Origin of the sequence: Microcystis ichthyoblabe FBCC-A1114, assembly GCF_050500245.1 — a bacterium.
In the GTDB taxonomy this organism is placed as follows: Bacteria; Cyanobacteriota; Cyanobacteriia; order Cyanobacteriales; family Microcystaceae; genus Microcystis; species Microcystis ichthyoblabe_A.
Window position 1 is genome coordinate 2,313,303 of record NZ_CP191408.1, and the last position, 13,113, is coordinate 2,326,415.

13 protein-coding genes are annotated in these 13,113 nt (G+C 41.5%); 4 read left to right on the plus strand and 9 right to left on the minus strand.

Annotated features, from left to right (window positions below; translation table 11 throughout):
* Positions 1 to 5: 5 nt before the first annotated feature.
* Positions 6 to 896 (minus strand): alpha/beta fold hydrolase, encoded by an 891-nt coding sequence (locus ACQY1Y_RS11200; RefSeq protein WP_002774966.1) that lies wholly within the window; start codon positions 894 to 896, stop codon positions 6 to 8.
* A gap of 739 nt (positions 897 to 1,635) precedes the next feature.
* Here ACQY1Y_RS11200 and ACQY1Y_RS11205 point away from each other — a divergent pair.
* Positions 1,636 to 1,821 carry a hypothetical protein gene (locus ACQY1Y_RS11205; protein ID WP_002731861.1) on the plus strand — a complete coding sequence of 62 codons (186 nt, stop codon included), beginning with the start codon at positions 1,636 to 1,638 and terminating at the stop codon, positions 1,819 to 1,821.
* A gap of 200 nt (positions 1,822 to 2,021) precedes the next feature.
* On the opposite strand, the gene ACQY1Y_RS11210 is transcribed toward ACQY1Y_RS11205, so the two are convergent.
* The 4 genes from ACQY1Y_RS11210 to ACQY1Y_RS11225 form a co-directional block, all read right to left on the minus strand.
* Positions 2,022 to 2,405 (minus strand): hypothetical protein, encoded by a 384-nt coding sequence (locus ACQY1Y_RS11210; RefSeq protein ID WP_036396095.1) that lies wholly within the window; start codon positions 2,403 to 2,405, stop codon positions 2,022 to 2,024.
* 663 nt (positions 2,406 to 3,068) lie between these two features.
* On the minus strand, positions 3,069 to 4,904 hold the full coding sequence (locus ACQY1Y_RS11215; protein ID WP_430014581.1) for an SH3 domain-containing protein: 1,836 nt from the start codon (positions 4,902 to 4,904) through the stop codon (positions 3,069 to 3,071).
* 61 nt (positions 4,905 to 4,965) lie between these two features.
* Positions 4,966 to 5,385, minus strand: a complete 420-nt coding sequence (locus ACQY1Y_RS11220; RefSeq protein WP_145964558.1) for a hypothetical protein — start codon at positions 5,383 to 5,385, stop codon at positions 4,966 to 4,968.
* A 374-nt stretch (positions 5,386 to 5,759) separates the two neighbouring features.
* Positions 5,760 to 6,869 carry a DUF2235 domain-containing protein gene (locus ACQY1Y_RS11225; RefSeq protein ID WP_430014582.1) on the minus strand — a complete coding sequence of 370 codons (1,110 nt, stop codon included), beginning with the start codon at positions 6,867 to 6,869 and terminating at the stop codon, positions 5,760 to 5,762.
* 520 nt (positions 6,870 to 7,389) lie between these two features.
* Between ACQY1Y_RS11225 and ACQY1Y_RS11230 the strand changes: the two genes are divergently transcribed.
* Positions 7,390 to 8,106 (plus strand): hypothetical protein, encoded by a 717-nt coding sequence (locus ACQY1Y_RS11230; RefSeq protein WP_430014583.1) that lies wholly within the window; start codon positions 7,390 to 7,392, stop codon positions 8,104 to 8,106.
* Positions 8,107 to 8,175: 69 nt separating this feature from the next.
* Here ACQY1Y_RS11230 and cysK read toward each other — a convergent pair whose 3' ends face one another.
* Positions 8,176 to 9,135 (minus strand): cysteine synthase A, encoded by a 960-nt coding sequence (cysK, locus tag ACQY1Y_RS11235; protein ID WP_002734500.1) that lies wholly within the window; start codon positions 9,133 to 9,135, stop codon positions 8,176 to 8,178.
* Positions 9,136 to 9,387: 252 nt separating this feature from the next.
* Between cysK and ACQY1Y_RS11240 the strand changes: the two genes are divergently transcribed.
* Entirely contained in the window at positions 9,388 to 9,582 is a 195-nt protein-coding gene (locus ACQY1Y_RS11240) for a hypothetical protein (RefSeq protein ID WP_002753616.1), read from the plus strand.
* A 650-nt stretch (positions 9,583 to 10,232) separates the two neighbouring features.
* On the opposite strand, the gene ACQY1Y_RS11245 is transcribed toward ACQY1Y_RS11240, so the two are convergent.
* From ACQY1Y_RS11245 to ACQY1Y_RS11255, 3 genes are all read right to left on the minus strand, one after another.
* Positions 10,233 to 10,361, minus strand: a complete 129-nt coding sequence (locus ACQY1Y_RS11245) for a hypothetical protein (protein WP_430014584.1) — start codon at positions 10,359 to 10,361, stop codon at positions 10,233 to 10,235.
* Between the two features lie 398 nt (positions 10,362 to 10,759).
* On the minus strand, positions 10,760 to 11,119 hold the full coding sequence (locus ACQY1Y_RS11250; protein ID WP_430014585.1) for a DUF5615 family PIN-like protein: 360 nt from the start codon (positions 11,117 to 11,119) through the stop codon (positions 10,760 to 10,762).
* On the minus strand, positions 11,097 to 11,396 hold the full coding sequence (locus ACQY1Y_RS11255) for a hypothetical protein (protein ID WP_130757229.1): 300 nt from the start codon (positions 11,394 to 11,396) through the stop codon (positions 11,097 to 11,099). Before ACQY1Y_RS11255 ends, ACQY1Y_RS11250 begins: the two co-directional genes overlap by 23 nt.
* 389 nt (positions 11,397 to 11,785) lie before the next feature.
* Here ACQY1Y_RS11255 and ACQY1Y_RS11260 point away from each other — a divergent pair, with 389 nt between their 5' ends.
* Positions 11,786 to 13,000 carry an ISL3 family transposase gene (locus ACQY1Y_RS11260; RefSeq protein WP_430014586.1) on the plus strand — a complete coding sequence of 405 codons (1,215 nt, stop codon included), beginning with the start codon at positions 11,786 to 11,788 and terminating at the stop codon, positions 12,998 to 13,000.
* The last annotated feature ends 113 nt before the right edge of the window (positions 13,001 to 13,113 follow it).

Here is a 13,113-nt window from a genome sequence, read left to right on the forward strand (position 1 = left end):
GGAACTTAGCTATAAGCTTGCAGGAAGTCTAATAAAATCGGATTAACTATTTCTGGGGCCTCGTCCTGGGGACAGTGGCCTAAGCCAGCTAAGGGGATAAACTTTTTTACTGTCGGGAATCGTGCTAATTCTTGGCCCAAGGGCAAGGGTTCCCAGGGATCCTCGCTACCCCAAAGCAGAATAGCCCGACAGGGGAGAATCGGCAGTAGATCTTCTGGGAGTGGGCCACCAGAATAACCAGTAAAAGCGAGGAAAACCTCGATCGCTCCTGGATCTCTGGCGGGTTTTAAGATTATTTCCACTAATTCCTCCGTTACAGCTTCTGATCGCCGATAAGCTTGCAGGAGAATTTTACGCACTGTCTGGGGTTTAGCGATCTGTTGGAAGAAAAAAGCCCCAATTGCTTTATTTTTGAGAATTATTTGGGCAAAATCTGCTCCTAAACGACGATACCAGGGTAATTCCCCCCGTTTTCTTTCGTGAAGTAGTCTGAGGGAACAATTAATCGCCGCCACCCCAAGGACAAAATCGGGATGATCGACGGCAGCCTGCATAATGGCGATGCAACCGATGGAATTCCCCGCCAAAAAAGCAGCACCCCCCACCACTTCCCGACAAAAATCGGCAATTTGCGCCCCCCAAGTCTCGAAAGTGTAATCGATCTCGTTTTTCGGTTCGGGTTTGTCGGAACCGCCAAAACCAATTAAATCTAGGGCAAAACAGCGACATTTTTCGCCTAAAACAGGGATATTTTTCCGCCAATGTCCCCAAGATGCCCCAAATCCATGCACAAGCACGATCGCGGGTCCTGTCTCCCCCGCACTTTGATAGGTGATTTTGAATCCCCGCCAATGCCAGATTTTTGGTTGTGTCTCTAATCCTAGAATTTGCTGCATACTTTGTTATGTCTGTAAAGTATTTGTTGCTTTTCTTAATATATACTGTCAGGTTAAGTGGCGGCTTGGCTGGTGGTCTGGGGATGAGGTTTAAAGACTGATCGGGTTCCAATTATTTTTATTAATAAATATTTTACACACTTGATACTGGGTAAGCAAGAGGCTACGGCACTACTAACAGATCATTTCCTCTAAAAAAATGGAGAATCACGTTTTTATCCATGACTACAATGCACAGTAAAGCAAAGGATTAAGCCTCCATCACTACTACCGAATCACCACCCATCAAGAGTAAGACTGATTCTGTATTCTGTGCTACCGTTTGAATTGGGAATTACTGTCTAGAATTTGGTATCGACGACTGGCGACTGGCTCCCCAAAACGAAAACTGGCTCTTCGGGACTTGGTATGGTTCGATATGGGGGCATAAATCGACTAAATCCTTATCTGGCAAGGGATTTAATTGATTAGTTCGCTCTAGATCGCAAACAATTGACAAAAATCGCGGTAATGTCTGTCTCTATAAGGGTTTCATTCCTTATAACCCCCATCCATTGCATAACACAAACCGAAGAGCCCGAAAACTTTATACCTCGCCCTTGAGATGACTGTTATAAGTTATGTTGAGAAATGTGTAGAGTTGGAGCAAATCCTTGACGGGAACCTAAGGTCTTGTGATAACTTGTATAGGAGTTATCGACAAGACCCCATCAGCTAGACAGACCCTTCCAGTTTCTCTATGTTTCATCCTAACCAATCGGAAACCCGCGAAGATATCCGTGAGTATGTGGCTCAACTACAACTTCACATGGCTTTACAAGCTCGTAATCTCGTGCCTAGTCTGACTAATACTAGAGATAGTCGCGAGAAACTGCTGCAGGATACCCAGGCGACTATTGAAAAAATCGTTTCTCGTCATTTCTAGTTGACCGATTTTAGCATAGTCACTTGAGCCACAGGACAGGCAATACAGGTGCCACAATTACCACTGCGATTGTTTGATAACAGTATTGACTAGAGCTTTCAGTTTTTGGTTAGTCATCATTTTTGATCCTTTTTTGCCTGATTCTGGACAGGTTACTTTAACAACAGCAGACAGTTAACAAATAGGATATTTTCCCTTTGTCAAGTTAAGGAAGTTACAGTGAGTTGGATGCTATCTCGATTATTGCCATAGGCGATGATCACATCGTTAGCAAAGCAGTAAAGCCGTCCTGTTTTTGGGGCTATAAACTGTTTATTTGTGCCGATGAGGAAGAAACTATCTTGATCTTTATCAATTGAACCAATCAGTGAAAACCAAGGTGAATTAGGCATTCGTCGTAGTCCTTCACATAGTTTCAGCAAGAAATTAGGACTTTCATAACCATCAGCATTAGAGGTAATTGTCCAGTCTGTCCATTGACCTGTTGCTTGAAAATGATATTCTTGTCCAGCGACAAGATTAATTCCCGTATCGTTCCAGATTAGTTTTGAGTCTATGGTTATAGGGATATTTGTGTTTTGCATTACCTTTCCTCCTTTTTTATGAAGGCTGTGAGATTTGAAATCACACTAAATAATTAGCTTAATGAAATGGCTCTGGTATTTTGTTGACATCAATCCAAATTTCAAATTGTTTTTTAGAGAGATTAGGATAATTTCCTGATAGATCATGGCTAACAAAACATCCCTCTGGTTTTTCAGGACAATACTTTTGGTTAAGAGTTACTTGTAACTCATTAGCTAACGCTTTTTCTTCCGTATGAAAATACCAAATATCTCCATATTTGCCAGAATTAGATTTATATTATGCAATAAAATCTATCCCTAAAGCGTTCCATTTCTCTGATAATTTTTTTCTGAATTTATCAATATCTTTCTCCTTGCTTTGATTGTTGTATTGAATATAAACTAGCCCTTTTTTTTCATCTTTAGGGTTCTTCGGTTTGTGTTATGCGATGGACGGGATTACAAGGGATGAAAACCTTATATAGAAAGAAATTCGGGGATTTATGTCAATTGTTTTCGATCTAGAACTAACTAATCAATTAAGTCTTTTGCCAGATAAGGATTGAGTCGATTTATGCCACCCGATCGAATCATACCAAGTAACGAAGAGCCAACTTTTCATAATCCCCTAGTAGCCAGATAAATCCCTTATGGGGTCTGACTACTAGGATCGGTAGCAGTTTAAAGGCTAATTCGGAAGACACTTAAATCCGCATGATTAGCGTAATATTGCGCCCGTGCCATGACATCAGAACCGTAGTCATTGCCTGTTGTCCCAATATCCATCCCTTCTTTGGTCTGGACATTACGAATTCCTGAATTATAGGCAACTGCTGCGCCTTTAATGACATAACGATCTTCCCAATTAGGATGTTTTTGTTGGACTTGTTGGAGGCAATTAGCAAAAATGCCTGTAGCTTGTTCAACGTGGGCTAAACTCTTGGGACCATCAGGTATTCCTTCGACCGTATGGGAGCGTTTGTCCACTTGCATAATGCCAAAACCATAACATTGACCTCCGTGGCAATCTCCCCATCCTTGAGCATTTAAAATATTGCCCCCGCGAGATTCTCGACTGGCAACGGCCGCCAATAAAGCTGCCGGAACTCCAAATTTAGCTGCGGCAGTACAGAAACAATCGGCCATGGCTTTTACCCGTTGTAGGTCAGTTTGTGCCATTTTGTGGGAAGATTGCACCCCTGCTGACAGTCCATCCTGAGAAGCCGTCACTGCGGATGCACCTGTTGTGGGAGCTTGCATTAAGGCTTGATCCCAACGGCTGGCTGGTGGTGGATCGAGGTTAATATCAACGTAATGGGCGGCCACATAGCCTTGTTGATTGTTGTAATCAATTTTTAACCAATCTGTGCGCCCAAAGTCATATTCACTGCCAGAAACTTCTTCTAGGACTTTGAAGGTTGTTCCTGTGCTTAAGGTGAATAAAATGTTTGAATTGGTATTGGGTTGGCTTCTGACGTTAAGGGTACTCGATACCCGATGATTCACTCGTCCTTCAGCACTCTCAATTTCCAGGACTTGAGGAGGATTATTCTCGTCGAATTTATCAATGTAGTAAGCGGCGGCATATCCCGTTTGTCCCCCCTGTTGGATTTGATACCATTGGGTTTGATTATTAGGAGGATAGGGAGAACCTGTCACTCCTTGCAGAATGGTACAGGTGGCACCGGGGCTTAATTCAAAGAGAATGGGGGCAGTTGTGGCGGCCTGACTCCGAACATTTAGGACAGTCTGCACATGATTATTAACTCGGCCTTTTGCCAGATTACTGGGTTCTTCAGGTTGCTCGGTGACATCAATATAAACTGCCGCCGCAAATCCTATTTTTCCGTCTTTGTAAATTTTGTACCATTGATTTTGGTCACGGGAATAGGTATCTCCTGTGACTTTTTCTAGGACAATACAAGTTTCCCCAAAGCGTAAGGTAAACTGCACAGGTGCGGATAACTTGGCATCATTTCTGACATTAAGACTCGTAGTAACTTGAGCATTAACTGTGCCGATATCGCCATCAGGTGTGGGTGTTTGTCCGACTAAAGGTGCATGATCTAAAATATCCGTGGGGTCTAATAAGTCAGAGCGCCGTTGATAAGGACGATTTCCAGCTTGTGTTAATGCACCATTTTGAGTTCCTTGATACATTTCTAGGTGTAACATTGAACTGCCGGAATGAAGACGACCAACATAGGCAATCACTTGACCTTTTGATACTCTTGCTCCCACTTGAATGCCACGAGGAAGCATCTGTCCAATTTCACAATAACGGATAACCATTCCGTTATCATGCTTCACTTCTATAGCATTCGTTCCAGAGAAAAAAGCATAGGGACCGACGATAACTTTCCCATCTGCCATTGCTAAAATTTCCGTTCCTTTTGGTGCGATTAAGTCACAACCTGCGTGTTTCCGACCTCCGGGACGACCTGCACCGAATTGCCGTCCGCCATCTTTATAGCTTAAACTGGGTCTTGGACGAAGTGGAAAGATAAAGTAAGACATAATTTCTATCCCTGAAATTACAAGTTTTAACAACAGACAAGGATACTCAACTGATAGGCATTTATTCAGCTGCTGCTCCTAAGAAAATCTCAATGACCCGACCCTGATCAAAGGTAAAAATTAATCCTCCATAAATTGAACCAGCGACAAAAGTTTGATCAGGTATTGACATCTCTTGATCTTTTTCTTTGGCATAGGCAAGGCTAACCTCCTCTATTGAACTGCCAATTGTTATGCCTCGTTTGGTTGGAAGTGTTGAAGGGGAAACTAATTTAATAAAGGCAATATTTTGCTGTCCTTTTTCAGTTTCTGATGCCATGCTGAGGGTAATACCTTGATTAGGATAATACCAATATTGATGATAAAGTGCATCCCCTGCCCAAAATTCTACTTGTCCTTTTTGTGTAGGATTTCCGAGTAATTGAATAACTTGTTGAGCAGAAAGATCAAGTTTTAGTTCCCCTAAGATTTCCTCTCTCATCAAAGCAAAAGGATCGGATTCTAGGTTATCCGTTATCAATAAATTTTGGATGATTTTGACATAGCTTTCTTCGCTTAATTGAGATAGGAGATGGGGGCTATTAATGGGGAGAACAGCCAGACTTAAACTAACTGAAATAATACTTCTCATCAAGTTTTTCATAGCATCCATCCCCATTTGAGGAAACTTTTGTCATCAATGAGTTATGATTCAAACGCAAAATAGTCCTAAAAGTGTTGCTTAGTAAGCATTTCACGTCCATAAGCAAAAATTACCACACAAAGCCGATCTGCTCTGTAAATCCTCCTAATTAGTTCAGATTATGAGTGTTTATGTAAGTAAAGTGTAGGCGACATTTTTGAGGCAGCGAAGTGCTAAACAGAGACTATTTCTTTCTTTCTCAAAGCACCAAGCTCTTGCTCAAGCATCATTTGAATTTCGGGAATAGCGGGTTTATAAGGGGGATTAAGATTCAGGTCTGTCCAGCGATTTTTAACACTTTCATGCAAATTGCTAACATCCCCTTCAAACTGACGAGGTGCTGTTCCCGCTACATTAAATGGCCATTTTGACGTATTATCAAAACGCGCACTACAATTGGGATGAACTTCATGTTGAATATAACTTTTATCTAAGACCAAACCCAAGGTTTCGACTTGTTCCATCATCCACAATAAAGCTCCATCGGATAGTCCAGATTCTTCCTGAGAACCTCCACCAACACAACCATGACCCCCCGGAAACCAAACTTGAACCACTTGTTCTTTTTGTTGTCTGATCTGGGTAGAATGGGGACGCATTAGCGTTACATCAAAGACTTTACGAATTTCATCAATGGCAACTGCATGAAACGCCTTTTCAATTGTAGGATTGATGGTCGAATCATAAAAGCGATAACGTTCGTTGAACTTTTGATCCAAGTGCAGAGAATGAACGATATCAGGGATACCTAAAGAAGCAACTGTATCCCAACAGCATAACGCTTTAATAGGAACTCGTCGTCCATACTGATTACGGAAATCAATGGCATTTTTACCGTTAGGTGCGTTATTTGGGTCTTGTTTGTCTCGGTAAATTTCGTAGGCTTTGGGAATTTGTCGGATAAATTCTCGATACAACAAACCGCAATTATAAATTAACCCAGCTAAACAGCGTACAGTGTAAGCTCCCCGACTAAACCCAAAGAGATAAATTTCATCTTCAGGTTGATAGTTTAAGCACAGAAAACGATAGGCATCCTCAATCTTATGATCCATGCCAATGCCTAAAGCACCTCCAGTAATTTTAATTAAAGTATCAGTCATCTCGGCATTAGATTGTTTTGTCCCAATGCCTTCGTCATAGTAGATGATTTGACGGATGGGGTTGCCCTTACTATCATCAAGTGGCGTGATAGCTTGCACCATTTTGACGACATTGGTAGGATAAGCTTGTCCTAAATCTTGCCAAGTTCCATCACAACAAACAATAAGACGGCTTTTCATAGCGATGAACCTCCTAGGTTTCTTAAAACTCGCCAGTTTATGGAATATTTGAGGATTCTAGTGAATCATGACTCAAAATTATCGAGATTTTCCTTAAGGTAAAATTCCCGCAAGACTCAACCGAGACAAAGAAAGTTCTAACTCTGTTCGGAAATGATATAGATGAGTTAGATAGCCAGCTTGACTAGGTAAAATTAGGTGCGGTACTTATACTTACTACTCTAGATCGTCTATCAGAACTTGCTGCCCTAAAGACTGCAAATTAACATATTTCTTTAGGTTTCTGTATATAAGTTTACAGAATATTGTTCAGCTATTTATTAATAAAAAAAGTTGAGTTTGATTGCAAACCATCCTAACACTTTAGCTCGCCAATCTGAACTTTAGCCGATTCTCGATCGCAATTTTAGCCCACCCTAGCACTTCGCTCTTTTCCTACAAGGATTTTTACCGAGAAAAATGATCTGTCTGCCTGAGAACAGGCTATAGTGATCATCAAACCCTCAGTGAAAAACTTCCCGTGTCTTCAGTATTCCGCCTTCCTCCCTATTTTTCTCCCGCTCTGCAGCGTCGAGTCATCAAAACTCTCGCCGCAAAAAAAACCCGTCAATTCTTGACATGGGCGGCAGCTTGTGCTAGTTTTTTGATCCTCTGGGCGTGGAATTGGCAGTTAGTTTTGGCCACTTTAACCGGGGTGGGGGCGATGATCGGAGTTTACCATCTCCAGGGGCAAAACTGGCCATCGCTGTGGCTGTGGTGGCGTGCTTTTTTCAGCGCCGACAGCGGTAAGTTAACTTTAGCGGTAGTCTGTGGCGGTTTAGGCAGTTTAGCCACCTATCTCGCTGTGGCAATTTGGACCTATGCCGAAAATCGCTGGTTGGCCCTGGCCTCAATTTTGCAAGGATTTGGCACGGTTTTGACTTTAATCCTGCTAGGATGGCATTTTCTCGACCATCGCGGTGAAAATGAGTCAAAAAACTTCGATCGCTGGTTAGAAAAATTAACAGTCAATGATCCCTTAATGCGCTTAATGGCCGTCCGACGTTTAAGTGAAATGGAACTTTCCCCCAGTCGTCGAGAACAATGTCAAGAATACTTTCGTTATCTTCTCTCGCGAGAAACCGACACACAAGTGCGCTCGGCTTTACTTGATAATTTTTCTGGCAAAGAAGCAATCAAACCGCAACCTTTACAAATACCCCTACAGGTGAAAAAATCCCTCTTGAAATATGATTAAAAAGCTCTCTGCTATTAGCAATCAGCCCTCAACTAAAGCTGACTGCTAGAGGCTGAGGAGGATATTTTTTTACACCAAAGTTAACTCGCGCTCCTCGATATTTTGGAACATCAGTGTACTCAGATAACGTTCCCCGAAACTAGGCTGAATCACCACAATTAATTTACCCTCATTTTCCGGTCGTTGGGCCAGTTGAATCGCAGCGCAAAGATTGGCACCGGAAGAAATCCCTGAAAGTAAACCCTCTTCTTTTGCCAGACGACGACCAAATTGAAAAGCTTCCTCATCACTGACAGTAATTACCTCATCAATCAGATCTGTGCGTAAAACTTCCGGAATAAAACCCGCACCGATACCCTGAATTTTATGGGGACCGGGATTACCCCCGGAAATCACCGGACTATTGAAAGGTTCCACCGCGACTACTTGAAAACTAGGTTTACGAGATTTAATCACTTCAGCGACTCCCGTAATCGTGCCGCCAGTACCCACACCCGCAACAATAAAATCTACCTGTCCGTCGGTGTCTTGCCAAATTTCCTCAGCAGTGGTGAGACGGTGAATTTCTGGGTTAGAAGGGTTGCGAAATTGTTGCAACATATAAGCCCCGGGGATACTATCGACAATTTGCTGCGCGCGTAAAATTGCCCCTTTCATGCCTTGGGAACCGGGGGTAAGTTCTAGGGTAGCACCGTAGGCTTTTAACATCGCCCGGCGCTCTAAACTCATCGTTTCCGGCATAGTTAAAATCAAGCGATAACCCTTAGCTGCCGCAGTCATCGCGAGGGCAATTCCCGTATTGCCAGAGGTGGGTTCCACTAAAACCGTGGTTTCTGGATTGATTAAACCCGCTTTTTCGGCGCTATTAATCATGTGAGTGCCAATGCGGTCTTTGACGGAAGCAGCGGGATTCATCCCTTCTAATTTCATCACAATTCGGCCAAGACAGCCCTCCGCTTGGGGAATCCGATTCAATTGTACTAAAGGTGTGCGGCCAACCAATTCGGTGACATCGTGAGCGATACGCATGATATTTTCTCAGTCTGGGTGATTCGTGTGCTTAGTTATAGCGGTAAGTTCTCAGCTTTAACGTTTGAGAATTTCCTCACTAGCCAAGGAGGCGCTATATAGCTCACTTATAGCAAAGGCCAGCCCTAGATCGGCAAAATTTCCATTTTCCTTTGTTTCTTTAATCAGTCCGCCTAGCTTGAGAGGATGTCCTATAAAATCTAGATATGATAGGAATGGGATTTTTCTGACAAACTGAAGGTTTTCCCACTGGTGAAAGAGGCTAATCCGTCTTATTTAACCCCTGAAGAACAAGCTTTATCCCTAGAGCAACGTCTGGCTTTTCTCAAGTTACCATTGATTGAGTGCAGGCGTATCCTTGAAGGGCAGGCTGAGTCTATGCTTGACCACTATCAGCAGGATTCTGAATGGCAGCAGTTAATGTCAGGTGATAGCATCAGCTACTAACTTTTAAATTCTGAAAAGTAGGTTACTTTGCTATGGCTAACTCACTAAAATATGCTGAGATACTATCCAAATTTTTGAGAAAAAAGCGATAATTCAACCTCGCTGATTACTGATAACTGATAAGTAGTCGGACATAAATTCTGTTGTCTATCTTGAGAAATGTAAATTGCCGCAATTCTTACTGACTCCTGACTACTATCTCCTGACTCCTATCTCCTGAATGCCGTCTCCTGAATCCTATCTCCTAACCCAATGGTAGATGTTGGATTTTTGCAGGAGTTCTATTTTTCAACAAAGATAAGCAAAAATTATCTACTAACTCCAAAAACTTGAGAATATTTAAATTAACATTCCGCAATATTTATAAATTCTTAAGAATTAATTGAGAAAGATTTTTATTTAACAACGATTTTACAATGGTTACAGCGATTTGATAGAATTTCATAGTGGGTTATTGTGTGCTTTTTTGAACAGCAATGGTTGAAACCCTTGCCACACCTACAAGGTAATCCTAATTAAGACGGGTAAATCAGTCAATTTCACCCACAACGATGATCTTTTTTTTGTGTAGTTTTATTGCAAAAAAAAAGTTTTTTTGACAAAAAGCACAAAGTATGATAAGTACCCAACCTATTTCTGGCTGCCAGTAGTTATTGCAGAGTGGGAGTTGGGAAGCTTTTCCAGTAATCAGTGGACTGAAAACGCAAATCTGACAACTGATGACCCTCTTTTCTTTCCTCTGGCATCAAAATGGTTTCCCAATGCAAGGTGACAGCCATCATAATTTGGTTGGCAATCTTACCGATGTCGTTTTTGACCGCGCTGCCCTGAGCTCAGCGTTCGACAAAAGCTCACGCCGAGGTCCGAACGGTGCGTTCATCCGGCGATGACTGGGTTTTTTAAGCGGTTGCTTACCCTGCCCGCTATTCTTAAGAGCATACATCATATAAAGTCGCCCTAAAAGAGCGAGGCTTTAAACCCAATTTTTCGGTAAGTTTTGACGAAATATTGGGCGAGGGTGTGTAAATCCGATGTGAATCCCTAGTCAGGGAGAATAATGTAAAGATTTATTAAATTGTAGCGTAGGATACTGTGCGGGGGGTAGAGTGTATTTTTGTTTTCAATAGTTAGGGAGAGATTAAGTTAAGATTTGTGACAAGATCGAGACAAACCAGAATTAATAGTTCCAGTGGTTCAGGGAGATGAACTGATTAGCAAGGGGGACGTTAGCAGTTTCGAGATTGGCGATTGCCTTGACAATTGCCTTGAAGCCCATATTTTTTAAGAGGTTAGCGTTACGGTAAACCGCGAATATCCGCGAATGGCTGGGATTGGCTTGGTGCAACTCTTCAAAGTCATCGCAGTTATGAGTTAGCAGAATCCGATTTTCCTGTATGGCATAGTCAAGTACGAGATTATCTGTGCAGCCAGCCAAACCAATTTCATTGATCGTCAGCACGTCATGACCAGCAGCCGTAAGTAACTTAACCAGAAGTTGGGATTGCGAGTCCTCATCAAGCAATAATCTTAGGCTCAATACTAATCCCCTTTGCTTCCAGACGGTGGCGTTCTTCTTCTGCTTCTTGCTTGAGTAGCTGCTGATTCCTCTCGCAATAGTCAATTGCTTCATAGATGGCAGCCAGGGGTAACTCCCAATTAAGGGCTGCTTCTTGAGGAGTCATGTCATTGACAATCATATCTGACCAGACATCAAAAGCTTTCAGCCTCCTGCCTTGAAAACAAAGCTGTTGTCGCCAGGAATGAGGACGTTTCTCTAAATACTGCCATTGAGTTTTCGCTACGTTGGTAGTCATGCTGATGCCTTGATGAAAGCTGGTATCCCTAGTTTATCCGATTAAAACAGGGGAAACCACCTGAGACTCCTTCCCCTGTGAATCGCTAGTTGGGATATAGTAGAACTCTTGCAAATTAATTATATGTTATAATGATGGGCTAACTAATTTTCCCCAAAAAAATAGTTAATCAGTACATTCGTCCTGAATGAAAACTTGAAGTTTAACTGGCTCTTCGGGAATTGTTATGCAAATAATTAACTTAAAATAAAATTCGATGAGAGCAACTACGCTCAAAAGTAGCTGAAATTCATACAGGAAAGGACTTAAGGCACAAATAGGTTAATACCAAAAGATAGACAATCGAGTTAAGATTTGATATAATAGCCAAAAACGAGATTATTTTACTTATGATACTTGACAAATTTTTGAACCTACAAGAAACCTGTATTCAAGGCTATCGACACCTAGAAAATATCGGTATAGTTTTCCAAATCGAATCGAAAAATAAAAAAGCAGCCTGTCCTCGTTGTGGGTTAGAGAGCGATAAACTTCACCAAAATCATCGACATTTAGTCAAAGATTTACCGCTCTCAGGTCAACCAGTGTACCTACAAGTTAATCGTCGTCAATTTAAGTGCGGTAATTGTCAGAAACCCTTTAGCGAAGAGTTAGATTTTGTCGCCAAGAAACGAACCTATACGAAAAGACTAGCCGAGAATATACTCGAACAATTAAAAGAAGGAGATATTTTAAATGTTAGCCGAAGAAATGACGTAACGGAAGAAGAGATTCAAAGAATGATAGAGGACATAGCTGAAGAAATTACAGAGACAGACCTATCGAAATTAAAAAGACTAGGAATTGATGAAATCGCTCTAGTCAAAGGACAAAAAAATTACTGTGCGGTTTTAGTAAATTTAGATACGGGAAAACTAATAGCTATTCTAGAGAAGCGAACACAAGAAGAATTGAGGGAAACGCTTACAGGGTGGGGAAAAGAGGTGTTAGAGCAAATTGAAGAAGTCAGCATAGACCTTTGGTTGCCCTATAAAAATTTGGTGAAAGAATTGATGCCATCGGCCGAGGTAGTCGCCGATAGATTCCATGTAATGAAACAAATTAATCAAGAGTTAGACGAACAAAGAAAAGCAGAAAAAAGAGCCGTAGAAGCGCAGAGAAATAAAAAACAGAAAGCGGAAAAAGAAGCGAAGCTAGAAGTTTTAAAGCGAAGTAAATATAGCTTGTTAAAAAATGAAAAAGATTTAACGGAAACCCAAAAAATCAAACTAGAAGCTATCAAAGAAAATTTCCCAAATTTGAAAAAGATGCACGAGTTAAAGGAAGAATTTAGAAAGATTTATGAAACCTCAGAGAATCCGACAGAAGGACTGCTATCCATCTCGGACTGGTTGGCAAAATCCTCCAGTGTTTTTACCAAGAGTTGTCAAACAATCCGAAACTGGTTTGGAGAAATCATTAGTTATTTCGAGCGAAGGACAACTAATGGGGTGGTCGATGGAATCAACAATAAACTTAAACTAATAAAACGGAGAGGCTATGGCTTTAGAAACTTTCGGAATTTTTGGGTTAGAAGTATGTTGTCTTGGCATCTTGTCTGTTGATTTAGCATAAAGGGTAACGAAGAGCCGTTTAACTTTTAACTCAAAACTCTTTAGAGCTGCTTTAATTTGGTTATCAAAACCTCTTTATTTAAGCGGCACAAACTATCTCAATT